The following is a 26641-nucleotide window of genomic DNA, read 5'->3' as shown; positions in this document are numbered from 1 at the left end:
CCAATCGGGGTTGGACTGCTACATCGACGGGACTGCCATCTGGTCGCGCCCTGTGGCCTGATATATCCGGCTGCAATCCGTCACATGAGTGAAGCCGTGAAGACATCCAGCCTGACCGGCGCCGTTTCCCCGATGATCCCGGTGCTCGTTTGCGCGCTTGCGATCTTCCTGCTGTCCGGGATGGATGCGGCGATGAAGATCCTGGTCATCGCGGTCGGCGTCTACAACACCTTGCTGTGGCGCAGCATGGTCGCGACCGTGGTCGCGGGCGCGGCCTGGTTGGCGGGACCGCGCCTAACGCCAACCGTTCCGGTGCTGAGGCTGCATGCGCTGCGTGCCGCGATTGTCGGCATCGTCCTGATATCCTTCTTCTGGGGCTTGGCCAGGCTGCCGCTCGCGGAGGCGATCGGGCTCAGTTTCGTGGCGCCCTTGTTTGCCCTGTTTCTCGCCGCGCTGCTGCTGGGCGAACGGATCCGGCGCCAGGCTGTCTGGGCATCTTTGGCCGGCATTGCCGGTGTCGCCATCATCATGGCCGGCCAGTTCGGGAAGGCAGACTATTCGCAAGATGCCATGCTCGGCACGGCAGCGGTGCTCGTGTCGACGGTGTTCTACGGCTACAATCTGATCCTCGCCCGGCAACAGGCGCAGTTGGCCAAGCCCATCGAGATCATGCTGTTCCAGAACCTTTGCGTTGCCATCCTCCTCGGCCTCGCAGCACCCTGGCTTGCCGTCGCCCTACCGAGCAATCTTTGGCTTCCTTTGGCCGGGGTGACGGTGCTGTCGCTTGCCGGGCAGTTCCTGATGAGCTGGTCCTACGCCCGCGCCGAAGCGCAATATCTGATCCCGACGGAATACTCGGCCTTTATCTGGGCGGTCGCGCTCGGCTGGTTCTTCTTCGGCGAGGAGGCGACCTGGACCACCTTGACCGGAGCGTGCCTGATCGTCGCCGGCTGCCTGATCGCCGCGCGGGCCAATCCCAGGCTTGCCGAGCCCATCGAAGTGGCGGTTTGAGCGCCGACGTTCAGCGCCCGGCAGGTTCGCGAAACACCCCAGTCTCCACCTCGTGGATGAAGTGAGCGATGAGAGCCGCGCATTGGCGATGATGCGTTTCGAGAAGCATGTGTCCGCTCTCAAAGACATGGATTTCGACTGCGTCGAGGTCGCGGCTGTAGGCCATGATCTCGTCCAGCGCGAAGAAGGCGTCGTGCCGTCCCCACAGCACGAGGCATGCTGGCTGTTGGTCGCGGAGATAGGCCTGGATGGCCGGGAAGCGGGCGATGTGCGAGCCATAATCGGTGAAGAGTTCGAACTGAATGTCGGTGTTGCCGGGCCTCGCCAGACGCTCCGTATCGAGATACCAACCCTCGGGCGGAAACAACACCTTCAGACGCTCGGGGAGACCGCCGATATATTGGTTCCGGGTCCCCTCGAAATTCATCCAGTCCGGCAGTTTGGCGCGGTTTTCTTCAGTCGGTTCGGCGAAGAACGCCTTCGGCGCGTCCCATTCCGGTCCCAGCCCCTCGTCATGAGCATTGCTGTCCTGCGCGATCAGGCCGAGGATGCGATCCGGCCGCCGTGTGGCGAGATGATAGCCGACGGGCGTGCCGAAGTCAGTGATGTAGAGGAAGAATCGCTGGAGGCCGAGGGCCTCGATGAAGGTTTCTATCGTGTTGGCCAGGTTCTCGAACGTGTAGTCATAAGCATCGATGGAAGGGGCGGACGAAAAGCCGAAACCGGGCAGATCCGGCGCCACCACATAGGCTGTCTCCGCCAGCGGTTCGATGACATTGCGATAGACGTGCGACGAAGTCGGATATCCGTGCAGCAGCAGGATTGCCGGTCTGCCGGGATCGCCGGCATGACGGTAGAAGATGTCGAGGCCGTCGACATTGATGGTTTCGTGGCGGGTCTTGTAACGATTGCTGCACATCCTCTCTCTCCCAAGGCCTGGCGCCGAACCGGGGTGGCTTTGACACCGTATACCGGTGTGATAGTGATTCATCTTGTAACCGTATAATGCAGGTAATGAGGTTATGTTCCGTGAGCCATGCACACACCGAATGGGTGCCGGATCACTTCATAGGCGGGCATCCCGCTTTGGACCTGTCGAACGCCGTGTTCGACCGGCGGGCGCCAGCAGCTGATAATGAACTGTTTAAGTCCGTCCGGGATGTTGCGAACTGGTTCAACGCCTCAGGGCTTGCCGACGATCGCCAGGCGCAGGCCGTTGCCGAGATAGCGGATGGGCGGTTCGTGGAACGGGTCCGCGAAGTGCGGGAGGCGTCATTTCAGGTTTTCGAGTCAATCGCCGCGGGCAAACCGTCCGCGGTCGAACCGCTAGATCATTTCACCGTTTCACGGAAACGGCGAGCTGCTCTAACTCTTTGTTTTGACGCAATCCCGGACGGAAAACCGCTTCACACTTTTCCTGGAATTGCTCTAGGCGTGTTATTCTCGCGCACGGCAAGCTCGCTTGCCGCCGGCTCTATCGAGCTGGATCGCACCAGACCGAAGCTTGCCCTTGCCCGGTGGCGGGACCCGGATGCCGTCACCGCCTTGCTGGCCATGCTGTCCATCGAAGCGTTCTTCACCCTGCCGCGCGACAGGCTGCATTCCTGCCCTCGCTGTGGCTGGCTTTTCCTCGATACGTCGCGAGGCGGCAAGCGGCGCTGGTGCAGCATGCGCACCTGCGGTAACCGCGAGAAGGTCTCGCGCCACCGAGATCATGCCCATGCCTAGATCCGGGTTAGCGCACCACTTCGCCTTTGCCACGGGCAGGCCGGATGCCGGCGCGTCACTCCGGAAGACCGGCCTTGCGAAAACCATCGACGAAATGCTCGAGCGTAGCGGCGTCGCGGAATGGCTCGGTCGTCGCCCAGTGATGGGTTGTGAAATGCGGGTTGCCGACGAGAAACAGCTCGGCCTCCGCGCGCGCCTCGTCCAGCCGGCCGAGTTGCGCCAGGCTTGCCGCCAGGAAACGGCGTGAGCTTGTGCGATAGGTCTCGTCACGGCGCAGGGTCTCGATAGCGGCTTGGTAGTCGCGCGCCGCATATTGCGCCTGGCCGAGCGTCAGATAGTACCAGCTCGCCGGAAACGGGTTCAGCCGGAACGCCTTGCGGATGTGCTCGAGGCCCTCTTCGACCCGGCCGGCCAGGACCGCGATATCGGACAATGCCGCCCAGGTGTCGGCCTCGTTCGGGTCGAGCTCGATCGCCTTGGCGAATTCCGCATCCGCTTCAGTGAAGCTGCGCTCATAGGCAAGCAGGTAGGCCAGGATCCAGCGACAGCCGGCATCGTTGGGATCGATCGCCACGGCCTTGCGCGCCAGCTCCAAGGCAACGCTGCGGGCAGCTTCGGTTGGTCCGCCCCAATGCACCTGTCCCATCCAGTGGTTCATGGCAAGCCAGCGATAGGGCTCGGCGTATCCGGGATCGAGCGACACCGCGCGCGTCAGCATCAGATGCGCTTCCTGCGCCATCTGCGGCGAGTCGTCGATCAGCTTGCGCGCCCGCACGCAGAGATCGTAAGCCTCGAGATTGCTGGGCCGGTTGCGCGGCGGCAGCGTGCGCAGACGGCCAAGCAATGCCTCCACGATCTTGGCCGTCACCTCGTCCTGAACGGCAAAGATGTCGTCCAGGCCGCGATCGAAGCGTTCCGCCCACAGATGATCGCCGCTCACCGCGTCAACCAGCTGTGCGTTGATGCGCACGCGCCCCGCGGCGCGTCTTGCGCTGCCTTCCAGCAGGTAGCGCACGCCAAGGTCCCCGGCGATCTCGCGCACGTCCATCGCTTTTCCCTTGTAGGCAAAGGTCGAGTTGCGGGCGATGACGAACAGGCCGGAGATCCTGGACAGGTCGGTGATCAGGTCTTCAGTCAACCCGTCCACGAAGGAATCCTGCTCGGGATCGTTGCTGAAATTGACGAAGGGCAGCACGGCTATCGATGGTTTGTCGGGCAGCGGCAAGGGTTTTCGCTTGGCCTGGCCGAGCTGTTCGACGGCCCCCGTGAAACGGTAGCCGACGCGCGGAACGGTGGATATCCATTCGCCGTTCTCGCCGACAGGACCAAGCAGCTTGCGCAACTGCGCGATCTGGACGGTGAGGTTGCCTTCCTCCACGGCCGTGCCCGGCCATGCAGCGTCCATCAACTCGGCCTTTCCCAAGATTTCACCGGGCCGCCCGACGAGTGCTGCAAGCAGGCTCAGCCCGCGATAGCCAACGGCAACGGGGACGTCGTTCCGAAGCAGCGTTCCCGCACCCGGATCAAGCACGAACGGACCAAAGGCAAAACGCGATCCCATAGGCGCATCTATAGAGCAATTCCAGGAAAAGTGTGAAGCGGTTTTCTGTTCGGAATTGCGTCAAAACAAAGGGTTAGAGTAGGTTACCGGTTCCGTGAACCGGTGAACTGCTCTAGCTCGTTTGGAATTTTGAGAACTATTTGGGAGGGCTTAATTACGGCGCCGTCCGTATCCTGCAGAATTCAACCTCATCGAGAGCCCTTAGGCCCTCAAACCATATGGAGGTTGCCATGACCAATACACTTGCATCAGCCCAGCGTTGTGCAGCGCGACCGGGAACGCCCGTGCGGCCGGCATCGCGCCGGCTCCTGAAGACCCTGCGAAGCATCATAGCGAGCTGGCACGATCGGACCTGGCGCGAACGGATACGCTTTCGCTGGCAACTCAGGCAGATGTCGAAGGACAATCCGCATCTGATCGACGATATCGGCCTGACGATAGAGCAGGTCGAGGGAGAGATCGCCAAGTCCTTCTGGGAACGATAGAGCGAATGCCGCAATTGCTCGGGCGTCAGCGCACCGCCTCGCGATGGGCGCCTGCCAGGCGGGATGCGGCGGCCGTCGAGATCGCCACCTCGAAGCGCCAGCCCTGCGCGTCGACGCATTCACCAGTCGCCGGCATAATGCATGTGCGCCAGCACATAGCCGGCGACGGAGCCCGGTGATGGGAGAATGCCGGCCGTTGTGGCGGTGCGAAACGGTAGTACTCGTCATGACCAGCACCATCGGAACGCCTTTAATCTCGACAGGACATCCAGCGCGTCGCACCCCTGAAGCGTGTCCCGTACGAACGGGTTCAGGCGTTTTAGATCCTCGTTTTTATGCATGTCGTTCTCCCAAACCGAGGTCGCTTTGGGCGACATGCATCAGAGGGCATCCATATGTACGCCATTGGCAATCTGAGGGCAGCCGGGCAGGCCGAATTGCTCGGCCCACAGACATAGTGAACCTGCTGCTGCGTTGAGCGCCGCGCCGCGTTCTGTCAGCGAATAGACTACCTTCGCTGGAACCACGGAAAAGACTTTACGGTCGACAAGGCCGTCGGCCTCCAGTTCTCGCAATTGTTGCGCCAGCATCTTTTCGCTGATGCCAGAAAGCGCCTGTTTCAATCGACCAAATCTGCGCGACGCCGTTCCGAGCTCGCAAAGGATATCTACTTTCCACTTTCCTTCGACCATCCTGACGGCCGCTGCAAAGCCATTGTCCGCGGAATTGTTCATCGCGCGTTCCTTACCTTCTGGTGACCACTTACGCCCGGGTGCGTATCGCGCGCCGCTCGTTTTGACATACCTCTCAAGACGATCACAGCAAAACGCGGTCTGACGCCGCCAATTGATATGGAGTGTGGAATGAAGCTTTCAATCACGGTCATTGGAACGGGCCGTATGGGCTCGGCGCTCGCCGGCAGCCTGCTTCAGTCGGGATATCCGACGACTGTCTGGAACAGAACCAGACAGAAGACCGATCCACTCGCCAGGCTGGGCGCAATCGCCGCGTCCTCCGTGGAGGAAGCCGTGAACGCAGGCGAGATCATCATTGTGAATGTCAGCGACTATAAGGCGACAAAAGCGCTTCTCCACAGTGACGCCATCGCCTCAGCCATTCGCGGCAAGCTGATCGTGGAGTTGACTTCGGGGACGCCGAGTGGCGCACGGGAAGCCGCTGAATGGTGTACGAAGCACGGCGCAAACTACCTTGATGGCGCGATCATGGCGACGCCGGATTATATCGGCACGGACGCCGGGACCATCCTGCTTGCCGGGCCAAGGGAGGCTTTCGACACGAACCGCGATGTGTTTCGCGCCTTGGGTGGCAATGTCCAGCATGTTGGCGAAGAACCAGGGCGTGCGAACGCGCTCGATAGCGCACTACTGGCTATCATGTGGGGCGCTCTGTTCGGGACGCTCCATGCGATCGCCGTGTCGCAGGCCGAAGAGATCGAACTGGGTGAACTGGCGCGGCAGTGGTCCGCGACGGCGCCGGTCATTGACGGCCTGGTGACCGACCTCATCAAGCGGACGAGCGCTGGCCGATTTGCCAGCGATAACGAAACGCTCTCGTCGATCTCGGCGCACCACGGCGCAATGCAGCATCTGTTGGAGTTGATGCAGTTCCGCGGAATCGACCGTTCAATAGTCGATGGTTATGATGCGATATTCAAACGGGCCATAGCGGCGGGCCACTTGCACGATGATTTCGCCGCGCTCTCGCATTTTCTGGCGACAGGGAAGTAGCATGCCTTTGACGCATCTCATTGATAAGTATTGTGCATCGTGGTCCACCGAAAACGCCGAGAAGCGGCGGGCGTCGCTGCTATCGGTCTTGAGCGATGGCGCGACGTATACAGATCCAACCGTTCACGCTGTTGGTGCCAAAGAACTGCTAGCCCACATTGCAGGAATTCAAAGCAAGCATCCTGGTGCCTGCATTCTGCGGACCAGCAACGTGGATGTTCATCACGGCGTCGCGCGCTTCGCGTGGAAGTTTGTGATGCCTGACGGTTCGTCTTTACCCGAGGGCCTGGACATCGCTTTTCTAGATGAGGAGCAGAAACGGATAACGCGCATCATTGGCTTCTTCGGTTTGTTGAAACCAGTTCGACCTCTGGCAGAGGGCGGCGTCAGCTAACCGGTCAAAAGCTGACATTCGAACATGTCAGCGCACCGCCTCGCGGTGGGCGCCGGGCAGGCGGGTGGCGATCAGCTTGTCAATGCGGCGGCCGTCGAGATCGACCACCTCGAAGCGCCAGCCCTGCGCGTCGACGCATTCGCCAGTCGCCGGCAGATGGTGCATGTGCGACAGCACATAACCGGCGACGGTTTCGTAATCGCGGTTTTCCGGCAGGTCGATGCCGAGAATGTCGGCCATCTCGTCGGCCTGCATGTAGCCGGCGAGCAGCCACGAGCCGTCCTCGCGCTTGACCGCGTTCTCCTCGTCGCCGGCGTCTGTGTCCGCGCGGAACACGCCGGTGATGGCTTCCAGAATGTCGGCCGGGGTGACGATGCCTTCGAAATGGCCGTATTCGTCATGCACCAGCGCCATCGGCACGTCGGATTCCTTCAGCTTCTGTAGCACATCCAGCGCGTCGGCCTGGTCGTAGACGATGGGGGCTGCGCGAACATGCCTGCGCGGGTCGAGCACGCGGCCGGCAAGCAACGCCGCCAGCACGTCACGCGTCTGGACGACGCCGATCATGACATCGACGCCGCCGTCACCTGCCGGCAGGCGCGAATGCTGGGTTTCCATGAGCAGCTTGCGGATGGCCGCCTCGTCGGATTGCAGATTGATCCAGTCGACCTCGGTGCGCGGCGTCATCACCGCGCGCACGGCGCGGTCGCCAAGCCGCATGACGCCGGCGATCATGCGCCGCTCGTCGGATTCGATGGTGCCGTGATGCTCGGCCTCGGCGACCAGCATCTTGATCTCCTCATCGGTGACTTTCTCCTCGCTTTCGCCGCGCTGGCCGAGCAGCCACAATATGGCGCGGCCGGAGAAGTCGAGCAGGAAGACCAGCGGCGCCGAGATGGTGGCGAGGATGGTCATTGCCGGAGCGACCCTGGCGGCGACCCGCTCTGGGTCGCGCAAGGCAATCTGCTTGGGCACCAGCTCGCCGACGATCAGCGAGAAATAGGTGATGATGGCGACGACGATGCCGACGCCGAGCGGATCGGCGACGGTCTCGCGGATGCCGGTCGAGGCCAGGAACTGCGCCAGCCGTTCGCCGAGCGTGGCGCCGGAAAAGGCGCCGGAGAGGACGCCGACCAGGGTGATGCCGATCTGCACCGAGGAGAGGAACTTGCCGGGATTCGAGCCAAGCTCGAGCGCGCGGCCGGCGCCATTGATGCCGCGGTCGATCATCGCTTTCAGGCGGGCCGGTCGCGACGAGACGATGGCAAGTTCGGACATCGACAGAAGGCCGTTCACACAGATGAGGACGACCACGATAGCGATTTCTACGTATAACATGAGCGGTCAATAGCATTGCGGCGCGGTCTTCGAAAATAGTCTGACGTGATTTTTGAGAAATGACCGGCATTTCGGTCACGCGGCATCCCAGGGCGGTGAGGAACCGTCAGGGATCCGGCATTGCTCTGAAGGGTCCGAAAAAGCCGACGACCAGCGACAGCTTTCCCTCCTTGGAAACGCGGCACATATCCATGCTTTCGGTGCCTCGAAATCCGTTTTCGCCTCTCTGCACCCAGCCAAAACGCAGGAAGTCGTGATGAACGTCGACCAAGGTCGTCCGTTCGAGCCAGAAGCCCGGACGAGCTTTCAGCACCTGATCAATGTGTTGGAGCAGTGCCTTGGCTCCGGAGATATGCACCGTCGGATCAATGTATGTGCCTTCCGGTTCGAATGAGGCCAACAACAGGCGGCGACGTTCCTCAGGCTCCGGGTCGAACCATGCCCTGCAGTAGTTATCCACTACGCTTTCCGAGTCGAACATCAGAAGCTCCTTTTGAAACCGCCGGACTGTTTCAGCCTGCAAGGCCCGCGCGACCTACTGTTTGAGTACGCCGACAATTGCCTCGCCGTCCGTGAAATAGGGATCGCCGCCGCCATTGCGCCCGGTACTGGTGGCGCCGACGCCCGATATGTCGCTGGTCGAGATCAGCGTGCCGGCGGTGGCCAGGTCGCGCATCAGGAAATCGCGCTCGGCGTCGATGTCGGGGTCGATATGGTGGGTGACGGCGCCGGTGTCGTGGCTGAGGCCGACGCCGCGATCGAAGCTGGCCGAGCCCAGCCACAGCGGCCGGCCATCGTCGCCGCTTGCATCGGTCCGCCAGAAGCGGACATGATGCCGGCGGTCGGCGCTGAGGCCCTCCGGCTTTTCGAAGGCGAGATCCTGGGCGCGGCCATCGAACAGCAGCCTGCTGACCGGCGCATCGGGGTAGGGGTGGTCGAACAGCACGCTTTCACCGATCTCGATCGCGGTCTTCAGGGTCACGGCGTCGGCGGTGTCCCAGCCGGCGACGGCGAAGGCGTGGACTACTTCCTTTCGCGTACCGACAAGACCGACATTGATGGGATCGCCCGGAATGCCTTGCGGCGTGTGCGTCACCATCTCGAAGCTGTGCTTGCGAAAGCCGCGATCGTGAAACGTCCAGAATTCCGGTGCGGCGAAATAGGCGAGCGCCAGATAGGCGGCCAGCAAGGTCGCCACCCAGATTGCAACGCGTCGCCGAAAACTTCGCTGGCTCATGAACGCCGCCCGATCCGTGCGGTATCTTTTGCCCGAGGGACCCTGGAAATCAATGGCCAGCAGCGCGCCGCCGCTTTATCGTGGGCCATCGTTTCTTCGTGGGGGCAGCAATGGAGCGGAAGCTGGCAGGCCGCAAGCCAATGGCGTTGACCGCCGAGCTTGTCGCGCAAGTTGAGCGTGTCGAGCCTGATCCCGGGCCAGAGCCCGGAACCAGCGAGCACACCGATGCGGAGTTCGATGGCCTGGTCGAAAAGCTGCTTTCGCAGCATCGTCCCGACACGCTTTGGGTCTTTGCCTACGGGTCGTTGATCTGGAACCCCGAATTCGCCCATGTCGAGCAGCGCCCGGCCACGGCGCCGGGATGGCACCGCTCGTTTTGCCTGAAGCTGACCCGCTGGCGCGGAACCCGTGATTTGCCGGCCCTGATGCTGGCGCTCGATCGAGGCGGCAGTTGCAACGGCATCGTCTATCGGCTGCCCGCGGAAGACCATTTCGGGCAACTCGGCCAGTTGATGCGCCGCGAGATCGATGCCAACCCGCCAACCAACGTGCCATGCTGGATCAAGGTCAAGACCAAGGACGGGCCGCTGCATGCCTTGGCCTTCGTCGCCGCGCCGGATGGCAGGGCCTATGCCGGCCGGTTGCCATTGGAGCAGGTTGCCGACACTCTGGCACGGGCTGCCGGTCATTGGGGCTCTTCGGCGCAGTATTTGTTCAGGACCGTGAGCAAGCTTGAAGAGAGCGGCATCCGCGACCGGAATCTCTGGCGCATCCAGGACTTGGTTGCACGGCAAATCGCCGCTTCAACCGGTGGCGCCGACTAGGCTGATCTCTTTCTAACGGCAGGCGCGATAACCGTTCTTGCGGTTCTTGATGTCGAAATGGAAATGGTTGCGGTGGTCGTAATTGTAGCCGGGGCCGAGCACGGTGGTGAAATACTGGCAGCCGTCGGCGCGTACATTGTTGAGGAAGCCCCGGGTGCGGAAGGCGAACAGGCCGGGCTTGCGCACGTCGATGTCGTCGCCATTGTTGAGTTCGATGCTCATGACGTCGAGCGCATTGCCCTTGCCGTGCTCGGACAGGACACCTTCGCCGGCAATCCTGCGGCAGGAATAGCTGGAGCCCTGGTGGATGGTCTTGACGCCGGAGAAATAACGCCAGCGGGCGGAGGGGACGAGCTCGTTCTTCGTCCAGCCGGCAAAGGTGGCGGCCATGTCGCAGGTCAGGGTCGCGGCGGGTTTCATCTGGATGTTGCCGATGGCCGAAACCTTGACCGGATAATCGATGCCGCACTGGCCTTCATGGATCGGCGCCAGGTCGGTGTAGGCGACATCGAGGCGCTTCAATTGCTGCCGGCAGTCGGTTTCGCTGGCCGGCATCTGCTCGACGGGTGACATCGGCTCGTCCATGCGCGGATAAGCGGCCTGCGTCATGTACGGATTGGAAGGGACAAGCTTCTGCATGCCGGCATATTGCGGCACGGCAGCCGTCTGCGCGCCGACGTCGACGGCCGGCTCCAGCGACAGCACACTGCCGGTGTTGCAGGCGGAAAGCGCCGCCAGCGCCAGGCCGGCGGTCAGCATTGCTGGATATTTTGACTGGCGCGCGGTGGCGAAAAACACGGCCCGAAATTTGCCGGCCATTGGCGGAATCCCGTTGATGGATATCCGGCATTTTAACGATCAAGGGTAAAGGAAAACTCAGCGCCCGCGTTCATGCCTGCGGCCGAATTGCGGCACGCGGCTGGATCAGCCATGTTCACTGGCAGAACGTCCCGCCGTGCCGGCGCGGTTCGAGATCGAGATGGAAATGCAGGGAATGATCAGGATCGGCGCCCGGACCGAGCACCGTCTTGAAAGGTCCGCAGGCCGCCTTGCGCACGGCATTGAGGAATTTAGCGTCTTTCTCCGGCGGCGCTGGGCCGACCTCGATCTTCTTGCCGTCCGACAGCGTGAAGCTGGCGATGTCGAGTGCGTTGCCGAACGCGTGTTCCGACAGTTTTCGTGTGCCGTTGCGTGGCCGGCAGACGAAGGCCGACGCCTGGCCGATCGATTTCAGGTCGGCGCCGAATTCGGCTTTCGCCGCCGGCTGGATGACATCGGCGGCAAAACGCGCCGTTGCCTCGGCCATTTTGCAGTTGAGCTCGGTGCCAGGGGCAATCGCGATCGACTTTCCAAGGGTCTTCAGCACGACGGGGTAGGGGATCGAACAGCCGATTTCGGGTTGACTTTCCGCCTTGTGTTCTTCGAACTCGACGCCGAGCGTCTTCAGCCGTTCGCGGCAGGCGAATTCCTCTGCCGGCATTTTTTCATCGGGCAGATCGGCCGAGCGCGGATCGGGCAGCATCTTCTTGTCATCTGCATCGACCGGCTTGTGCGGTGGCTGCGGGGCAACTGTTGGCGGCTGAGCCTCGGGCTCCGCGATGTCGGGTTTTGGTGTCGGCGTTGGCGCGACCACGGGCGGCTCCGGTTCGCTTTCCGTATCGGTTGAGGGTTCTGGAGCCGGCGGCTCGGGAAGTGCCTGCTTTTCCTGGCGGGATTTTTCTTCATTGGAACGGTCGGGCGCGCCGGCGGTGTTCGCAGCGTCCGCCGGGCGTGGTTCCGGCACTGGAATGGCGGGTCCGGATCCCGAAATGCCGGGTCTGGGCATCGGCACATCGGCAGGCAAGGGTAGCGGCGGCAGCGTTTTCTGCTGTGCCTGCTTCGGCGTCACCGACCGGTGTCTTCGTGGTTTCAGGCGCTTTCCGCCTCGCGGTTTAAGGGACTGTTCGGCTCTTGGTGTCAACGGCTGCTCTATCCTCGGTGTCAACGGCTCGTGATGCCGATGGCGATGTCTCGCCTCGGCCGGCATCACCAGCAAGACCGTGACGGCCATGACGAACGCGATCCTGCATATTCGGGAAAAGACAATCGACCCCATCGCCGTCAACGGCGCCGACGCGAGGAAAGTTGCCTTGGCCCCATCACGAACGGTAACCGCGTCGTTACGCACCGATCGCTTCCAGCCCTTCCTCCAGCCAGTCGGCGAGCAGCGGCATGCCGAGCAGGTATTTCGCGGTGCGCTTGTTGGCGCGTTCGCGCGCTGCCGCCAGCGCGTCCGCCCATTCGGTGGCGTCGTAGTCGCCGCGACCGACCCAGGCCAGCGCGATCAGCTCGGCTGCTTCATCGACATTGAGGTCGTTTATCAGCTCGCGCAGCTCTTCCTCGGTCAGATTCTCCGAGCTTTCCTCGGCAAGGCCGTCATGGTGATGGTTGACATGGGACTCGCCGTCGAGTTCGACCTCGTGCTCGGCGCCATCTGCATAGTCTTCATTGACGGCCGCACTCAGCGCCTTGGCCTTGAGGATGAACAAGCGCACCGTGTCGGGGCCGATCGAAAGCTCCCAGTCCTTTTCAAGCCGCCGCTGCAAGGGCCGTCTCCCTCAGGTCGTTTGCCGGATGATAGCGGATTCGCTGCATCCGTCACCTGATGTTCTCCCGCACGTAATTTTCCGGGATGAAACGCAAGCCGACCGGCGTTAGTGTTGCATTCTCACCCCTCCAGGAGGTTTCGATGCATAAAAGAGTGCTGATCCAGGCGGCGACTGCCCTTGTCGCGCTGCAGTTCCTTGCCGTTCCGGTGTTCGCCGCCGGCGGTGACAGTGGCGGCAGCGATCAGACCGTCACCCAATGCAAGAAGGGCGAAGTCTGGGATAAGAAGAAGAAAAAGTGCGTCGCACCCCAGGAGGGCATGCTCGACGACGACAGCATCTATGATGCTGGCCATGCGTTGGCGATGGCCGGGCGCTATGACGAGGCGATCGCCGTGCTCAGCCTTGCCGCCAACAAGCAGGATCCGCGCATCCTCAACTATCTCGGCTATTCGCACCGCCATTCCGGCCGCGTCACAGTCGGCCTCGGCTATTACGAGGAAGCGCTGCGCATCGATCCGAACTACACGCTGGTGCGTGAATATCTCGGCGAAGCGCATCTGCAGATCGGCGATCTGGCCGGCGCCCAGCAACAGCTGAGGGAAATCGAGAAGCGGACCGGCAAGGGTTCGCGCGAATACGGCATGCTGGCCGAGCAGATCGACCATTTCATGAGAAGCTGAAAAGATTCCAGGGCTCTTTAAAGCGGCCGCGAGCGATCGCGGCCGCTTTTTTTGTTGCCCCAGTCTCATTCACCGCCCCCGGCTGATGAATGCGGGGATGATTTTTACAAAACCGATTTTTGGGCGTGAAAAACCCGCGAAGATTGCTATATTCAGGGAAATTGCGGTGAAACGGTTCCGTTAGCCCGAGGCTGCCGGACCCGTTTTCTTTTTGTACCATCGACAAGGCTTTCCCCGAAACGCGGGGGCGGCAGCAGGAAAGGTCAGGCATCATGAACAAGGTCCCGATGACAGGCGAGGGGTTCGCGTCATTGAAGGAAGAACTGCGCTGGCGCCAGCAGGAAGAGCGGCCGCGCATCATCGAGGCGATCTCCGAAGCGCGCTCGCATGGCGACCTGTCCGAAAATGCCGAATATCATGCCGCCAAAGAGGCGCAGAGCCTCAACGAGGGCCGCGTCAACGAGCTTGAAGATTATATCGCGCGCGCCGAGGTGATCGACGTCAGCAAGCTCAGCGGTGACAAGATCAAGTTCGGCGCCACCGTGGTGCTGGTCGACGAGGACACCGAGGAAAAGAAGACCTACCGGATCGTCGGCGACCAGGAGGCGGACGTGAAGTCCGGCCGCATCTCGATCTCCTCGCCGATCGCGCGTGCGCTCATCGGCAAGGAAGTCGGCGACGCCATCGAGGTCAATGCGCCTGGCGGTGCCAGGGGGTATGAGATCGTCCAGGTGCAGTTCATCTAGGGAATTTGAGGGGGGAGCGGCTGCGACTTTTAAGCTGAGGTTTGCGCCGCCCCTCATTGCCCTGCCGGGCATTTCTCCCCGTATAGTGACGGGGAGAAAGATGCTCTCATCGACGATTTCGCCAATTTTCAACGTAGCAGAATAGACGCTGGCCTTGCGTTCAGATCCCTTCTCCCCGTCGTTATACGGGGAGAAGGTGCCGGCAGGCGGATGAGGGGCAGCGCCAGCCTTTCCGATTGACTTCAGTTCTTGCCAGCGTTGGCCTTGCCAAGGACCTGGAGTCCCGCCAGCCTTTCTGCCTCCGCCACCACCTCCGCCGGCATCACACGCTTCCCGGGCGGGGCCAAAAGCGTCGACGCATATTGCCCGCGAGGCCCCGTCAACCCTGGCTCGGTCGCCAGGAACACCGCAACCGTTGGCAGGCCGAAGGCGCTGGCGAGATGGGTCAGCCCGGTGTCGGCGCCGATGACCAGTTCCGAGCGGCCGATGAACGCAGCGATGTCGGCCAGCGGTGACTTTGGCACCACAACTGTCGATGGCACTGCCTTGGCAATGGCTTCGGCCACGGCCTTCTCGCGCTCGTTCGACCATGTGGTGACCGGCGTCATCGCACGTTCAGCCAGCAGGCGGGCGGTTTCAATCCAGTCTTCGGCCGGCCATTTCTTGTCTTCGCGGCTGGTGCCGTGCAGCAGGAAGGCGGTTTTTCCAGAAGGGCCCGCCAGAGTGCCGGCGGGCGGCACGATGCCGGAGTCCAGGGTCGAAAGATCGGGCTGGTAGCCGAGCGCCAGCCCGAACAGCCGCCGTGTCCGTTCGATGGCGTGCAGGTCGCGCGGCACGGGATAAGTGGCATCGTAGAACAGCGTCGCAGAAGGTTCGCGCGCGCTCGAACGGTCGAAGCCGGCAATGGGGGAGCCCACCTGTCTTGCCACCAGAGCCGATTTCAGGAGGCCTTGCGCATCGATGACGAGGTCGTACCGGCAATCGCGCAAGGTGCGGCGCAGGGCGGCCGCCTCGCGCCAGGTGCCGCCGTCGAGCAGCGCCCTGCGCCAGCGCCGGATCGCCACCGTATGAATCCGGTCGATCGCCGGGTGAAGCGCGACGATACCGGCAAATGCCTCTTCGACGCACCAGTCGAAGGTCAGGTCCGGGCGGTTGCGACGGGCATCCTCGACGGCCGGAAAGGTATGAATGACATCGCCCATTGATGACGTCTTGACGATCAGCACCTTCATGCCGCTGCCGGGATGTCCAGCAGCCGCTCCGCCGCTGCCGCGACTTGGCCGACTTCCAGCGTCTTCAGGCAGTTGAGATGGCCGAGCGGGCAGACCTTCTGGTGGCAGGGCGAGCACGACAGCCTAAGCCAGACCAGTTCCCGGTGCTCGGCCAGCGGTGGCGTGTTCTCGGGCGAGGTCGAGCCGTAGACGGCGACGATCGGCGTACCGACGGCGGCCGCGACATGCATCAGCCCGCTGTCGTTGGACACGGCCAGCCTTGCGGCGGATATCAGGTCGATGGCGTCCTCCAGCCGCGTCTGTCCGGCGAGATCGACGACGCCGGGGGCCAGGGCCGCGATCTCCGCCGTCACGTCGCGGTCGTTCTTCGAGCCGAACAGAGCGACCTTCAAGCCTTTGCCCATGAAATCGCGGGCAAGCCCGGCATAACTTTCGCTGGGCCAGCGCTTGGCCGGGCCGAATTCGGCGCCGGGCATCAGGGCCACGAATTTCTGCGGCGCTAGGCCGAACCGGCCGAGCAGGTCGACCTGGTTTTTCGTGTCCACGCTAAGCCGTGGCGCCCGGAAACCACCGCCCTGGGCAAGGCCGAAATAGGCCTGCGCGGTGCGTCGTTTGATGCTGTCGGGCAATGGCACGATGTCGGTCAACAGGCCATAGCGCATCTCGCGCAGGTTGCCGACCCGGCGCGGAATGCGGGCAAAGAACGGGATCAGCGCCGACTTCCAGCTGCCCGGCAGGACATAGGCGATGTCGTAGCGGCCGCGCAGCAGGCGGCCGAAGCGGCGCCGATGGGTGAATTCGAGCGCACCGGGTTTGAGCGGAAAGTCGATCTGCTGGCGGATTTCGGGCATGCGCTTGACCAGGGGTGCTGCCCAGGCTGGCGCCAGCACATCGATGGCGGCGTTGGGATGCAACTCCTTCAGCGCCGAAAACAGGCACTGCGCCATCACCATGTCGCCCACCCAGCGTGGGCCGATCACGAGGATCGTTGGGCTTTCAGCCATTCGACATAGTCTCTGACACCGGTTTCCACTGTCCGGAATTGGCCATTGTAACCGGCCGCGCGCAAACGGGACATATCAGCTTGCGTAAAGCTCTGGTAGCTGCCCTTGAGATGGTCGGGGAAGGTGATGAACTCGATCTCGCCCTTGCCCAGCGTGTCGATCACTGTTTCGGCTATGGCGCGGAAGGGCTGGGCACGGCCGGTGCCGCAATTGAAGATGCCGCTTGAGCCCTGTTTCCACAGCCACAGATTGACGTCGGCGACGTCGCCGACATGGATGAAGTCGCGGCTTTGTTCGCCGGGCCCGAACCCGTCATAGGCGCCGAACAGTTTCGGGTTCTCGCGGCGTTCGACCTGGTTGAACAGATGGAAGGCGACGGAGGCCATGGCGCCCTTGTGCGCTTCGCGCGGGCCATAGACGTTGAAGTAACGCAAGCCCACGACCTGTGAATGGTCGGTATCGAAGACAGTGCGCCTGACGAAGTCGTCGAACAGCTTCTTGGAATAGGCGTAGACGTTGAGCGGCCGCTCGAGCGCCGGATCCTCGCGAAACTCCGAGCCGCCGCCATAGACGGAAGCCGAGGAGGCGTAGAGGAAGGGCACGCGCAGCGCCTGGCTTGCGTGCAGCAGCCGTTTCGAGAAGGCGTAGTTCACCTCCATCATGAACTTGCCGTTCCACTCGGTGGTGGTCGAGCAGGCGCCCTGGTGGAAGACGGCCTCGATGCGGCCGAGCGAGCCTGCCTCCATGCGGTCCAAGAAATCGTCCTTGTCGAGATAGTCGGCGATCTTGAGATCGGCAAGATTGGCGATCTTGTGACCGTCGGTAAGGTCGTCGACGACGAGGATGTCGTCATGCCCTTCGGCATTCAGCGCGGCGACGATGTTGGAGCCGATCATACCGGCGCCGCCCGTGACGATGATCATGAAGGGCCTCTGGTTGCTTGCGATTCCGGCCCTTATAGGGGAGGCTAGGCGGGCTGTCGATAAAGCCAGGCATGTGCCTGTCCTGCCATTTTTATGGGCTTGTCTGTTTTGTCTGTTTTGTCTATTATGGACAAAACGGGACATCCCATGAAAAACTATCCATCGACCGATCTGAAACAGAATCTTGGAGATGTGCTTGCAGCTGCCAGCCAGCAGCCGGTCTCCATCACTCGCCACAACAAGCCGAGATACGTCCTGATGAGCATCGAGGCCTACGAAGCGCGCTTCGGCAACGACAGCCGCCGCGTCTACGCTGCGGAGGATGCCCCGACCGAACATGTCGAGATGCTTGAGGAGTACGCCGCGGAATTGGACCGTGATTAAACCCGCCGCTGCGGACGTCTGGCGATATCCATATCTTTGGCATCGCCAACACGGAGACGGCGAGACCGAAGGCCGGAAGTCACGGCCTGTAGCCTTTGTGGCTGTCCTTCCTGGGAAAGCCGGCGGTACGAACCTCTTCATCCTTGCAATCACTTCCACGCAGCCGGGCCGTGATCGCGTTGCCGTCAGCATCCCGGAAATTGAACGCCACCGTGCGGGCCTCGACCCTATGCCCCTTTGGGTCATGGTCGACGAGTACAATCATGATATCCTGGAAGCGTCAGCCTATTTCGAGCCGGGTGCGCGAATCGGCGCGTTCAGCCCGTCATTTCACAAGAAAATTATGTTCGCTTTTACTGCGTTGTCCGCACGGGTCAGTCCAAAGCCATCCCGCGCGCGGACTGAATCGACAGAACAGAGCACGATCGTGAGGGACCAAAAATGCCATCGACCGAACTGCTCATCGCGTTTTTCGCCACCACGGCGATCTTCGCCTACATTCCAGGCCCGGCCATGCTCTATGCCGCCGCGCAGACGATGGCGCGCGGCCGCTGGTCCGGCCTGACGGCGGCACTTGGCATCCATCTGGGCGGCTACGTGCATGTTTTCGCCGCGGCTGCCGGGCTGTCGGTGCTGTTTCATGCCGTGCCGACGCTCTACCTGGCGGTCAAGCTGGTCGGCGCGCTCTATCTGATCTGGCTTGGCGTCTCGCTGTTTCGCAAGCGCGCAGACGGCGATGCGGCGCTGCCTGCCATCGAGCGCAAATCAGCGCGGCGCGCCTTTTTCGAGAGCATCACCGTCGAGGTGCTCAATCCGAAGACAGCGATCTTCTTCATGGCGTTCCTGCCGCAATTCATCGACGCCTCGGCGGCGTTTCCGGTCTGGCTGCAGTTCGTCGTGCTCGGCACGATCGTTAATCTGATGTTCTCCTCGGCCGATATCGTCTGTGTGTTCCTGGCGGGCGCCGTGATCGGCCGTTTGCGGCGTTCGAGCCGGGCACAGCGGCTGATGCAACGGGCGGGAGGGGCCGTGCTGGTCGGGCTGGGCGTCCATGTCGCCCTGCAGAAGAGCTGACCGCCCGAGCCTGCCGGGATCATGCCTGCCGTTGCGCTGCGTGAATTTGCGGTATATCGGCTTTCGCCATGAGCGATCCGACCAGTCGATTGATGAGCACTTATGAGATTGAAATCGGCCTTTTCCCTGTGTTGCCAGTGACATGATCAAGCACAATCCGCCTTCTCCCGAACCGTTGCACCGCGCCATTGCGCGGTTCGGCCAGGCCACCGTGCTGGTGGTCGGCGACTTCATCCTCGATCGTTTCGTCAACGGTGTCATCGAGCGGATCTCGCCGGAGGCGCCGATCCCGGTGCTGCACGGGCGCGGCGAGACCTCGACCATGGGCGGTGCCGGCAATGTCGTGGCCAACATCGTTTCGCTTGGTGCTGCCGCTGTTCCCGTCTCGGTCATCGGCACCGATGTGGCAGGCGATAGCCTGGTGCGGATGCTCGGCGAGCTTGGCGCCGATACGGCGGGCCTCGCGCAGGAGCGTGGTCGCATGACCTCGTCCAAAAGCCGCTTCAGCGCGCTCAACCAGCAGGTGCTGCGCTTCGACGAGGAGGAAATCAAGCCGTTGGGTGCTGCGGAGCGAGCCGGCCTGATCCGGCATTTCCGCGCCGCACTGACGCGCGCCGACATCGTCATCCTGTCCGACTACGGCAAGGGCATCCTGCTCGACGGCGTCGCCGGCGACTTGATCGCCATCTGCCGCGAGGCTGGAAAGCCGGTGCTGGTCGACCCGAAGGGCCGCGATTATGCGCGCTATGCCGGGGCGACCGCCATCACCCCCAACCGCAAGGAACTCGGCGAGGCCGTCGGCCATGCGGTGTTCGCCGATGACGAGATCGTGGCTGCCGCACGCGAGCTGATTTCGGCACATGGTTTCGATTTCGTCGTTGCGACGCGCAGCGAAAAGGGCATGAGCGTGGTCGGTCCCGACGAGGCGCGCCACATCGCCACCCAGGCGCGCGAAGTGTTCGACGTTTCGGGCGCCGGCGACACGGTGATCGCGAGCTTCGCGCTGGCGCTGGCCGTGGGCGCCGATACGGTCATGGCCGCTTCGATCGCCAATGCCGCTGGTGGCGTCGTGGTGGGCAAGCGTGGCACCGCGCGGCTGACGGTCGAGGAACTCACCGGCGCGCTGTTCCGTTCACATGGGCCGACCGCCCACAAGGACGCCATCCTCGATGCCACATCGGCCGCCCGCATGGTGGCGGCGTGGAAGGAAGAGGGCCTGAGCGTCGGCTTCACCAATGGCTGCTTCGAAATCCTGCATGCCGGCCATGTCAGCTTGCTGCACGCGGCGCGCAGCCAGTGCGACCGGCTGGTGCTCGGCCTTAACAGCGATGCCTCGGTGCGGCGACTGAAGGGCGCCGGGCGCCCGGTCAACGACCAGCACGACCGCGCCTGCGTGCTGGCAGCACTTGCCTCGGTCGATGCGGTCGTGGTGTTCGAGGAAGATACGCCGCTGGCGCTGATCGAAGCGCTGCTGCCCGACATACTGGTCAAGGGGGCCGATTACACGGTCGACACCGTGGTCGGCGCCGATGTGGTGCAGAAGGCCGGCGGACGCGTCGTGCTGGTCGATCTGGTCGCCGGAAAAAGCACCACCAACACCATTGGCAAATTGCGCGCCGGCGGCACCACAAACTGAGGGTTTCATGTCCGAGTTGAACGATTATCTTGTCCGCTCCGCGGCTGCCATATCAGCCATGGTCGAACGGGACCTGACCGGTGAGATGGGGCGGGCAGCGAGCGCGGTGGTGACGGCGCTTTCGTCGGGGAAAGCCTTGCTCATCGCCGGCAATGGCGGCTCGGCCAGCGACGCCATCCACATTGCCGGCGAACTGGTCGGCCGCTTTCTCAAGGAGCGCAAGGCCTACAATGTCATCGCGCTGCCGGCCAATGCAGCGGTGCTGACCGCCTGGGGCAACGACTATGGATTCGACACGGTTTTTTCGCGCCAGGTCGAGGCGCATGGCTCCGCCGGCGGGGTGCTCCTGGCGATCTCGACCAGCGGCAATTCGCCGAGCATCCTTGCCGCCGCCGAACAGGCGCGGAGGATGGACATGACGGTGATCGGCATGACCGGCGACACCGGCGGCAAGCTGAAGCCTCTGTCCGATATCCTGCTCAACGTGCCGTCGACCTCGACGCCGATCATCCAGCAGGGGCATCTGTGCCTTTACCATCATTTGTGCGAGGTGGTCGAAGCGCGCCTCAGCAATGGCTGATCCCCCGACCTCTGGCCGCTATCCGCTGGCGGAGCCTGGCCTATGGGTCGAGCAGGTCGGCTCAAGGGTGTTCGCCGCCGGCTCGCCGGCGCTGTTCCTCGATCGCGACGGCACCATCAATGTCGATACGGGCTATCCGGATGATCCTGCCGAAATGGTGCTGCGCGCGGACATAGCCGCGGTGATAGCCGCCGCCAACCGGGCCGGCATTCCGGTCATCATCGTCACCAACCAGTCGGGCATCGCGCGTGGCTATTTCGGCTGGGGCGATTTCGCTGCCGTCAACGGCCGCGTGCTCGAGCTGCTGCGCGCCGAAAATGCGTTCGTCGATATGGTCGTCGCCTGCGCCTATCACGAAGCTGGCACCGGTGTGCTTGCGGTCGCCGATCATCCGATGCGCAAGCCCAATCCGGGCATGCTGCTGGAGGCGGCCGGGCGCCTCGGGCTCGATCTGCGGCGTTCGCTGATCGTCGGCGACAAGGAGGCCGACATGGAGGCGGGACAACGCGCCGGCCTCGCGCAGGGCTGGCTGGTAGACGGGCAAGCAGCTGTCCGATCGGGCTTCACAATTCAGCCTTGGTGCGCCCGCGCGGATTTCGACGGCCTGCTCGCCGCAATAGCTGCGCTTGGCACCGCCTCGGGCGCGCCGTGACGGCTTACATCCGATCTTTGTCTCGCCAGGCTTCATAAAGCTTGGCCTCTGTCGCGAACGAATACAGCATCACCAGCATCGAATAGACGAACCCGTGCCGGCCGCACAGGAAGTAGCGTTTGGCCAGGTAGAACTTCAGGAAGTTGCCGAGAGGCGACAGCACCAGTCTTATCAGGCCGGGCTTCTTGGCTCGTTCGACAAGCGTGGCAACCTTGAGGCTGGAGTAGGTGTTGGCTCTTGCCAGATCCTCGGCAATGGTCATTTCGCGGCGATGCAGCAGCACGCCATTTTCTATCGTGCCGGTTTCGCCTGGCACCTCGAACGACTCATGGACCCGCAGATTAAGGTCCATCGTGGCCTTGTCGCGGCGGAAAAGACGCAGCAGCCTGTTGTGAAGCACCCAGCGGTGCGCATAGCCATAGCCCTTCAGCTTGTCGCGGCGTCTGATGTACCATCCGTCGAAGGCGTCATTCCCAAGCTGGGTCACATTCATGATTGACTGCCTGAGCACGTCGTCGATGGCCTCGTCGGCTTCAATCGAAAGGCACCATGGTTGCGTGGCCTGATCGAGCGCGAATTGCCGCTGACGAGGAAAGCCCGGCCAATCGTTGTGAAACAGCCTTATCGGGTAGCCTTTGGCGATGTACCCATTGACGACGTCCAGAGTGCTGTCCGTCGAGCCCGAATCGACGACGATGATCTCGGCGCAGAAATCGACGCTTTCCAGGCACTCGCCGATCATTTCGGCCTCGTTCATGCAGATGACCAGCGCCGAAACCGGGCTAGAAAATCGAGTCATCGTCCCACCCCACGGCACACTGTTCTCGGAATTGGGCTGCCCTGCGCCACCTGTTTACGCAATCCCGAAAGCGCTATGCGCTTTTCCCGGGAAAACCGTTACATACTTTTTCTGGAATTGCTCTAGGAAACCAACAAGACGGCTACGGCAGAAATTCCGGCTTCACAGGAGAGCTATCGAACGCCAAAGCGGCGCTGATATGGCGAGGCGTTCAAGCCGCATCGGCGAAAGCCCGCTGCGGTTCAACCGGCTCAAGGCTGTGCGAACGAGACCAGCCCTTCGTCCTTGACCCGGCGGATGGTGAGCGCTGTTCGCACCGTGTCGACATTCGGGGTCGAGGTCAGTTCCTCGATGACGAAGGTCTGGAAGGCGCCAAGGTCGCTCGCCACGCAATGCAGCAGGAAATCGGATTCGCCCGACACCATCCAGGCGTCGCGTACGATCGGCCAGCCGCGGGTGCGCTCGGCAAAGATGCGCAGCTCGGCATCGGCCTGATGATGCAGGCCGACCAGGCAGAAGGCAACGACATCGAGGCCGAGCGCTGGCGCATTGAGCAAGGCACGGTAGCCACGGATGATGCCGGCTTCCTCCAGGCGCTTGACGCGGCGCAGGCATGGCGGCGCCGAAATGCCGACGCGGTTCGACAGTTCGACATTGGTCATGCGGCCGTCGCCCTGCAATTCGCGCAGGATCTTCCAGTCGATGGCGTCGAGGTCGGCCTTGAGCGGCATGGGGGTTCTCGATCATCAGGGGCAATACGCAAGAATCTTGCGTGATTTTGTAATTAAACGACTTCGCTGTCCATTCCTCCTTCGCCCGGAATATTTCACGGGATCAGCGGGCGACAGGTGTGACAAAGCTTTCCGGGGACGAACTCCAACTTGCCTTGCTGGCGTCGTGGGCAACACTTACATTACGCGCGACAATGATCGAGTTTTCCATGCCGCAATTGCCGGCAGCCCTCCGCAGAGGCTTTAGATGACCACCAAGCACGCGCCCGTTCTCATCATCGGTTCCGGTCCGGCCGGCTATACGGCGGCGGTCTATGCCGCCCGCGCCATGCTGAAGCCGATGCTGGTCGCCGGCCTGCAGCAGGGCGGGCAGTTGATGATCACCACCGATGTCGAGAACTATCCCGGCTTCGCCGACCCGATCCAGGGTCCGTGGCTGATGGAGCAGATGCTGAAACAGGCCGAGCATGTCGGCACCGACATCATCAACGACATCATCACCGAGGTCGACCTCAACGTGCGACCGTTCCGTGCCAAGGGCGATTCCGGCACCACCTATACCGCCGACGCGCTGATCATCGCCACCGGTGCGCAAGCGAAATGGCTGGGCATCCCGACCGAGCAGGACTTCATGGGTTTTGGAGTCTCGGCCTGCGCCACCTGCGATGGTTTCTTCTACAGGGGCAAGGATGTCGCGGTGATCGGTGGCGGCAATTCCGCGGTGGAAGAGGCGCTCTATCTGTCCAATCTCGCCAAGAGCGTGACGGTCATCCACAGGCGAAGCGATTTTCGCGCTGAACGTATCCTGCGCGAGCGGCTTCTGAAGAAGGACAATGTCCGCATCATCTGGGACACGATCGTCGATGAGATCACCGGTCGACCCGGCAAGACGCCGCTGCCGCCCTCGGTCGAGGGGCTGAAGCTCAAGCATGCGGTGACCGGCGAGGTGTCGCACCTCAAGGTCGACGGCGTGTTCGTGGCCATCGGCCATGCGCCGGCGGTTGAACTGTTCGCCGGCAAGCTCAAGCAGAAGCCGAACGGCTATCTGTGGACGGCGCCGGATTCGACCCGCACCGATGTGCCGGGCGTGTTCGCGGCCGGCGATGTGACCGACGATATCTACCGCCAGGCGGTGACGGCAGCGGGGCTCGGCTGCATGGCCGCGCTCGAGGCGGAGAAGTATCTGGCCGGCATCGAAGTGCATCGCGAAGCGGCCGAGTAGAGAGTTCAGAGAGCGGCTTAGAAACGCCGTGTAAAAGCCTGATTTTTCATTCAGACGCCAAAACAGAACGAGGGGAATCATGGCGTTGGACTGGGACAAGCTACGCGTGTTTCACGCTGCGGCGGAGGCGGGGTCGTTTACCCATGCGGCCGAGACATTGCATCTGTCGCAATCGGCGATCTCGCGGCAGGTCAGCGCGCTCGAGCATGATGTCGGCGTGCCGCTGTTCAACCGCCACGCCCGCGGGCTGGTGCTGACCGAGCAGGGTGAGATGCTGTTTCGCACGGCGCATGACGTGCTGATGAAGCTGGAGACCATCAAGTCCCGGCTGACCGAGACCAAGGATCGCCCGTCGGGCGTGCTGCGGGTGACGACGACGGTGGGGCTGGGCGCCGGCTGGCTGACCGAGCGGGTACAGGAATTCATCGAACTCTATCCCGAAATCAGCCTGCAGCTGATCCTCGCCAACGAGGAACTCGATCTCACCATGCGCCAGGCCGATTGCGCCATCCGGCTGCGCCAGCCGCAGCAGCCGGACCTGATCCAGCGCCGCCTGTTCACCGTGCATTTCCACCTCTACGCGGCCCCATCCTATGTCGCCAAGCATGGTAAGCCGTCTTCCGTCGCCGAGCTGAAGGCCCATCGCATCGTCACCTTCGGCGTGCCGGTGCCGTCGCATCTGTCGGAGCTGAACTGGCTGGAAACGGTCGGTGATTTCGAAGGCGGACAAAGGGTGCCGACGCTGCAGATCAACGACATATTGTCGATCAAGCGTGCGGTGCAGGGCGGTGCCGGCATCGCCATGCTGCCCGACTATGTGATCAGCAAGGACTCCGATCTGGTGCAGCTGCTGCCGGAGACCGAGGTGCCGTCTTTCGACACCTATTTCGCCTATCCCGACGCGATGAAGAACCAGGCCAAGCTGCATGTGTTCCGGGACTTCATCATCGCCAAGGCCCGAAGCTGGTCCTTCTGAGGGCATGCCGATATTCAAGTGAGGCCGGCCCGCGAATGGCCGCTTCCTGCGCTTCCCCGTCTACCGCATCGCGGTAGAACTGTGCTCACGTACTTAAGTACGCTCCGCTCCGGTTCTCGGCAGCCACCATTCTCGACTCGGCCTGACCTGAATCTCAACGCGCCCTGCGATGGTGGCTCAACCACGCCAGGGCGACAGTCGAGGCAGCCAGCCCGGGACGTTGCGGCGGTAGGTGTCGTATTCGGCGCCGTAGCGGTGAGCCAAGGTCGGCTCCTCGTAGAACCGCACGAAAGAGCCCATGACGATCGCGCCGATGACTGCATAGGCGACAAGCGCCCAGCTCGAGAACAGCAGCGCCTGGCCGAGGATGATCGACAGCACGGCGACATACATCGGGTTGCGGACATGGCGGTAGATGCCACCGATCACCAGCCTCTCGGTCGGGGCGACCGGTGCGGGTGTGCCCAGGCCCTCAAGCGCAAAACGGCCGAAGGCATGCAGGAGTGCCGCGACCGCGGCGACGATCAGAAGCCCGCCGACAGGGACAAAGCCCGGCAGACCAGACCACGGCAAGCCCCAGCGATCGGTCAACAGCCAAGGCACCAGCCCGGCAACCACGCAGGGCGCCGCGATGAAGAAGGCCGCACTGCCCGCGATCGCCGAAAACGTCCGCATTGGCTGCTTCCTCCCCGATTGCCTTAGAAATGCACGCCTGCTGCCCGCTTCCACATCATTGCCCAGTTTTGGCATTTCGAGCCGACAGCCAGCCGAGATTGGCGATTCTGTAGTTGCAATTGCCCGATTCAGCGCTCCATTTCGACGATTTTGCTGGTCCTATTGGCTTCTGGAATGGGTTAGACCACAGCCTGCGTCTTTTTGCATGTGTGTGTTGCAAAATAGATGCTTGTTTCTTGGGCATGATGAGCACATATATAGATCATCTCCTGGGCGCGTTCTCCTCCCATTAGCGCCCTCGAGTGTTCCCCTCTGGAGGTTAGCCTTAACAGGCACTCCAATCAAACTCAGCCGGATCTTCATTGATCCGGCTTTTTTGTTGCCTGTGCCCTGCTGGGCCGGCCAAAAATTCC

Annotated in this window: 31 protein-coding genes; 15 read left to right on the top strand and 16 right to left on the bottom strand. The window is 62.4% G+C overall.

The features are described from left to right. The first annotated feature begins 84 nt into the window (after positions 1-84). Positions 85-1011 (top strand): DMT family transporter, encoded by a 927-nt coding sequence (locus NKJ00_RS13200; protein WP_023809759.1) that lies wholly within the window; start codon positions 85-87, stop codon positions 1009-1011. A gap of 10 nt (positions 1012-1021) precedes the next feature. Here NKJ00_RS13200 and NKJ00_RS13195 read toward each other — a convergent pair whose 3' ends face one another. Beyond that, the gene (locus tag NKJ00_RS13195; protein ID WP_352629992.1) at positions 1022-1930 is read right to left on the bottom strand and encodes an alpha/beta fold hydrolase; all 909 of its coding nucleotides are present in this window, start codon (positions 1928-1930) and stop codon (positions 1022-1024) included. Positions 1931-2040: 110 nt separating this feature from the next. Between NKJ00_RS13195 and NKJ00_RS13190 the strand changes: the two genes are divergently transcribed. Then, positions 2041-2739 (top strand): CGNR zinc finger domain-containing protein, encoded by a 699-nt coding sequence (locus NKJ00_RS13190; protein ID WP_352555042.1) that lies wholly within the window; start codon positions 2041-2043, stop codon positions 2737-2739. Between the two features lie 55 nt (positions 2740-2794). Here NKJ00_RS13190 and NKJ00_RS13185 read toward each other — a convergent pair whose 3' ends face one another. Next, positions 2795-4300: a winged helix-turn-helix domain-containing tetratricopeptide repeat protein gene (locus NKJ00_RS13185; RefSeq protein ID WP_352629990.1), complete on the bottom strand. Its 1506-nt coding sequence runs from the start codon at positions 4298-4300 to the stop codon at positions 2795-2797. 230 nt (positions 4301-4530) lie between these two features. On the opposite strand from NKJ00_RS13185, the gene NKJ00_RS13180 reads away from it, so the two are divergent. Then, the gene (locus tag NKJ00_RS13180; protein WP_023809755.1) at positions 4531-4785 is read left to right on the top strand and encodes a DUF1127 domain-containing protein; all 255 of its coding nucleotides are present in this window, start codon (positions 4531-4533) and stop codon (positions 4783-4785) included. 380 nt (positions 4786-5165) lie between these two features. On the opposite strand, the gene NKJ00_RS13175 is transcribed toward NKJ00_RS13180, so the two are convergent. Then, positions 5166-5519 carry a winged helix-turn-helix transcriptional regulator gene (locus NKJ00_RS13175; RefSeq protein WP_128303797.1) on the bottom strand — a complete coding sequence of 118 codons (354 nt, stop codon included), beginning with the start codon at positions 5517-5519 and terminating at the stop codon, positions 5166-5168. 129 nt (positions 5520-5648) lie between these two features. On the opposite strand from NKJ00_RS13175, the gene NKJ00_RS13170 reads away from it, so the two are divergent. Further along, on the top strand, positions 5649-6533 hold the full coding sequence (locus tag NKJ00_RS13170; protein ID WP_352629988.1) for an NAD(P)-dependent oxidoreductase: 885 nt from the start codon (positions 5649-5651) through the stop codon (positions 6531-6533). Position 6534: 1 nt separating this feature from the next. Then, positions 6535-6927: a hypothetical protein gene (locus NKJ00_RS13165; protein WP_023809752.1), complete on the top strand. Its 393-nt coding sequence runs from the start codon at positions 6535-6537 to the stop codon at positions 6925-6927. 27 nt (positions 6928-6954) lie between these two features. On the opposite strand, the gene NKJ00_RS13160 is transcribed toward NKJ00_RS13165, so the two are convergent. The 3 genes from NKJ00_RS13160 to NKJ00_RS13150 all read right to left on the bottom strand — a co-directional run bounded on the left by NKJ00_RS13160 (position 6955) and on the right by NKJ00_RS13150 (position 9502). After that, complete coding sequence (locus NKJ00_RS13160) at positions 6955-8265, bottom strand: hemolysin family protein (RefSeq protein WP_352629986.1); 1311 nt, start codon at positions 8263-8265, stop codon at positions 6955-6957. Between the two features lie 106 nt (positions 8266-8371). Further along, on the bottom strand, positions 8372-8746 hold the full coding sequence (locus tag NKJ00_RS13155) for a nuclear transport factor 2 family protein (RefSeq protein ID WP_128303800.1): 375 nt from the start codon (positions 8744-8746) through the stop codon (positions 8372-8374). Positions 8747-8800: 54 nt separating this feature from the next. Beyond that, positions 8801-9502 (bottom strand): LssY C-terminal domain-containing protein, encoded by a 702-nt coding sequence (locus NKJ00_RS13150; RefSeq protein ID WP_128303801.1) that lies wholly within the window; start codon positions 9500-9502, stop codon positions 8801-8803. Between the two features lie 110 nt (positions 9503-9612). On the opposite strand from NKJ00_RS13150, the gene NKJ00_RS13145 reads away from it, so the two are divergent. Beyond that, on the top strand, positions 9613-10326 hold the full coding sequence (locus tag NKJ00_RS13145) for a gamma-glutamylcyclotransferase (RefSeq protein ID WP_023809747.1): 714 nt from the start codon (positions 9613-9615) through the stop codon (positions 10324-10326). A gap of 12 nt (positions 10327-10338) precedes the next feature. On the opposite strand, the gene NKJ00_RS13140 is transcribed toward NKJ00_RS13145, so the two are convergent. The 3 genes from NKJ00_RS13140 to NKJ00_RS13130 all read right to left on the bottom strand — a co-directional run bounded on the left by NKJ00_RS13140 (position 10339) and on the right by NKJ00_RS13130 (position 12911). Further along, positions 10339-11145, bottom strand: coding sequence for an extensin-like domain-containing protein (locus NKJ00_RS13140; protein WP_128303802.1), 807 nt, complete (start codon positions 11143-11145; stop codon positions 10339-10341). Between the two features lie 115 nt (positions 11146-11260). Then, on the bottom strand, positions 11261-12298 hold the full coding sequence (locus NKJ00_RS13135; RefSeq protein WP_352630136.1) for an extensin-like domain-containing protein: 1038 nt from the start codon (positions 12296-12298) through the stop codon (positions 11261-11263). 187 nt (positions 12299-12485) lie between these two features. Next, a complete protein-coding gene (locus tag NKJ00_RS13130) occupies positions 12486-12911 on the bottom strand; it encodes a DUF3775 domain-containing protein (RefSeq protein WP_013530064.1) in 426 nt (141 codons plus the stop codon). A gap of 143 nt (positions 12912-13054) precedes the next feature. Between NKJ00_RS13130 and NKJ00_RS13125 the strand changes: the two genes are divergently transcribed. Continuing rightward, a complete protein-coding gene (locus NKJ00_RS13125; RefSeq protein WP_352629983.1) occupies positions 13055-13594 on the top strand; it encodes a tetratricopeptide repeat protein in 540 nt (179 codons plus the stop codon). On the opposite strand, the gene NKJ00_RS13120 is transcribed toward NKJ00_RS13125, so the two are convergent. Then, on the bottom strand, positions 13581-13868 hold the full coding sequence (locus tag NKJ00_RS13120; RefSeq protein WP_352629981.1) for a hypothetical protein: 288 nt from the start codon (positions 13866-13868) through the stop codon (positions 13581-13583). The genes NKJ00_RS13125 and NKJ00_RS13120 overlap by 14 nt on opposite strands. Between NKJ00_RS13120 and greA the strand changes: the two genes are divergently transcribed. Continuing rightward, on the top strand, positions 13867-14340 hold the full coding sequence (gene greA / locus NKJ00_RS13115) for a transcription elongation factor GreA (protein WP_013530066.1): 474 nt from the start codon (positions 13867-13869) through the stop codon (positions 14338-14340). The two genes, NKJ00_RS13120 and greA, sit on opposite strands and share 2 nt — an antisense overlap. A gap of 242 nt (positions 14341-14582) precedes the next feature. Here greA and waaC read toward each other — a convergent pair whose 3' ends face one another. From waaC to rfaD, 3 genes are read right to left on the bottom strand one after another with little or no spacing between them, the layout of a single operon-like run. Beyond that, positions 14583-15572, bottom strand: coding sequence for a lipopolysaccharide heptosyltransferase I (waaC, locus tag NKJ00_RS13110; protein WP_352629978.1), 990 nt, complete (start codon positions 15570-15572; stop codon positions 14583-14585). Continuing rightward, positions 15569-16576, bottom strand: coding sequence for a lipopolysaccharide heptosyltransferase II (waaF, locus tag NKJ00_RS13105; protein WP_128303806.1), 1008 nt, complete (start codon positions 16574-16576; stop codon positions 15569-15571). The genes waaC and waaF overlap by 4 nt, the downstream gene beginning before the upstream one ends. Then, entirely contained in the window at positions 16549-17499 is a 951-nt protein-coding gene (rfaD, locus tag NKJ00_RS13100; RefSeq protein ID WP_352629976.1) for an ADP-glyceromanno-heptose 6-epimerase, read from the bottom strand. Before rfaD ends, waaF begins: the two co-directional genes overlap by 28 nt. A gap of 147 nt (positions 17500-17646) precedes the next feature. Here rfaD and NKJ00_RS13095 point away from each other — a divergent pair, with 147 nt between their 5' ends. The 5 genes from NKJ00_RS13095 (at position 17647) to NKJ00_RS13075 (ending at position 21825) form a co-directional block, all read left to right on the top strand. Continuing rightward, complete coding sequence (locus tag NKJ00_RS13095) at positions 17647-17883, top strand: type II toxin-antitoxin system Phd/YefM family antitoxin (protein WP_023809741.1); 237 nt, start codon at positions 17647-17649, stop codon at positions 17881-17883. Between the two features lie 441 nt (positions 17884-18324). Further along, positions 18325-18957 (top strand): LysE family translocator, encoded by a 633-nt coding sequence (locus NKJ00_RS13090; protein WP_013530072.1) that lies wholly within the window; start codon positions 18325-18327, stop codon positions 18955-18957. A gap of 142 nt (positions 18958-19099) precedes the next feature. Continuing rightward, positions 19100-20593, top strand: coding sequence for a D-glycero-beta-D-manno-heptose-7-phosphate kinase (gene rfaE1, locus NKJ00_RS13085; RefSeq protein WP_352629974.1), 1494 nt, complete (start codon positions 19100-19102; stop codon positions 20591-20593). Between the two features lie 7 nt (positions 20594-20600). Then, the gene (locus NKJ00_RS13080; RefSeq protein ID WP_128303808.1) at positions 20601-21173 is read left to right on the top strand and encodes a D-sedoheptulose-7-phosphate isomerase; all 573 of its coding nucleotides are present in this window, start codon (positions 20601-20603) and stop codon (positions 21171-21173) included. Further along, the gene (locus NKJ00_RS13075; protein WP_352610424.1) at positions 21166-21825 is read left to right on the top strand and encodes an HAD family hydrolase; all 660 of its coding nucleotides are present in this window, start codon (positions 21166-21168) and stop codon (positions 21823-21825) included. Before NKJ00_RS13080 ends, NKJ00_RS13075 begins: the two co-directional genes overlap by 8 nt. 4 nt (positions 21826-21829) lie before the next feature. On the opposite strand, the gene NKJ00_RS13070 is transcribed toward NKJ00_RS13075, so the two are convergent. Both NKJ00_RS13070 and NKJ00_RS13065 read right to left on the bottom strand, forming a co-directional pair. Next, complete coding sequence (locus NKJ00_RS13070) at positions 21830-22624, bottom strand: glycosyltransferase family 2 protein (RefSeq protein ID WP_128303810.1); 795 nt, start codon at positions 22622-22624, stop codon at positions 21830-21832. Positions 22625-22875: 251 nt separating this feature from the next. After that, on the bottom strand, positions 22876-23355 hold the full coding sequence (locus NKJ00_RS13065; protein ID WP_023809735.1) for an Lrp/AsnC family transcriptional regulator: 480 nt from the start codon (positions 23353-23355) through the stop codon (positions 22876-22878). A 247-nt stretch (positions 23356-23602) separates the two neighbouring features. Here NKJ00_RS13065 and trxB point away from each other — a divergent pair, with 247 nt between their 5' ends. Both trxB and NKJ00_RS13055 read left to right on the top strand, forming a co-directional pair. Then, positions 23603-24577: a thioredoxin-disulfide reductase gene (gene trxB, locus NKJ00_RS13060; protein WP_128303811.1), complete on the top strand. Its 975-nt coding sequence runs from the start codon at positions 23603-23605 to the stop codon at positions 24575-24577. Between the two features lie 79 nt (positions 24578-24656). Next, positions 24657-25553: a LysR family transcriptional regulator gene (locus tag NKJ00_RS13055; RefSeq protein ID WP_023809733.1), complete on the top strand. Its 897-nt coding sequence runs from the start codon at positions 24657-24659 to the stop codon at positions 25551-25553. Between the two features lie 177 nt (positions 25554-25730). Here the strand turns inward: NKJ00_RS13055 and NKJ00_RS13050 are convergent, their stop codons facing one another. Beyond that, positions 25731-26228: a methyltransferase family protein gene (locus NKJ00_RS13050; RefSeq protein WP_023809732.1), complete on the bottom strand. Its 498-nt coding sequence runs from the start codon at positions 26226-26228 to the stop codon at positions 25731-25733. Positions 26229-26641: the final 413 nt, after the last annotated feature.

The organism is Mesorhizobium sp. M0227, assembly GCF_040321855.1.
GTDB lineage: Bacteria > Pseudomonadota > Alphaproteobacteria > Rhizobiales > Rhizobiaceae > Mesorhizobium.
This window is presented reverse-complemented; position numbering and strand designations above follow the sequence as displayed.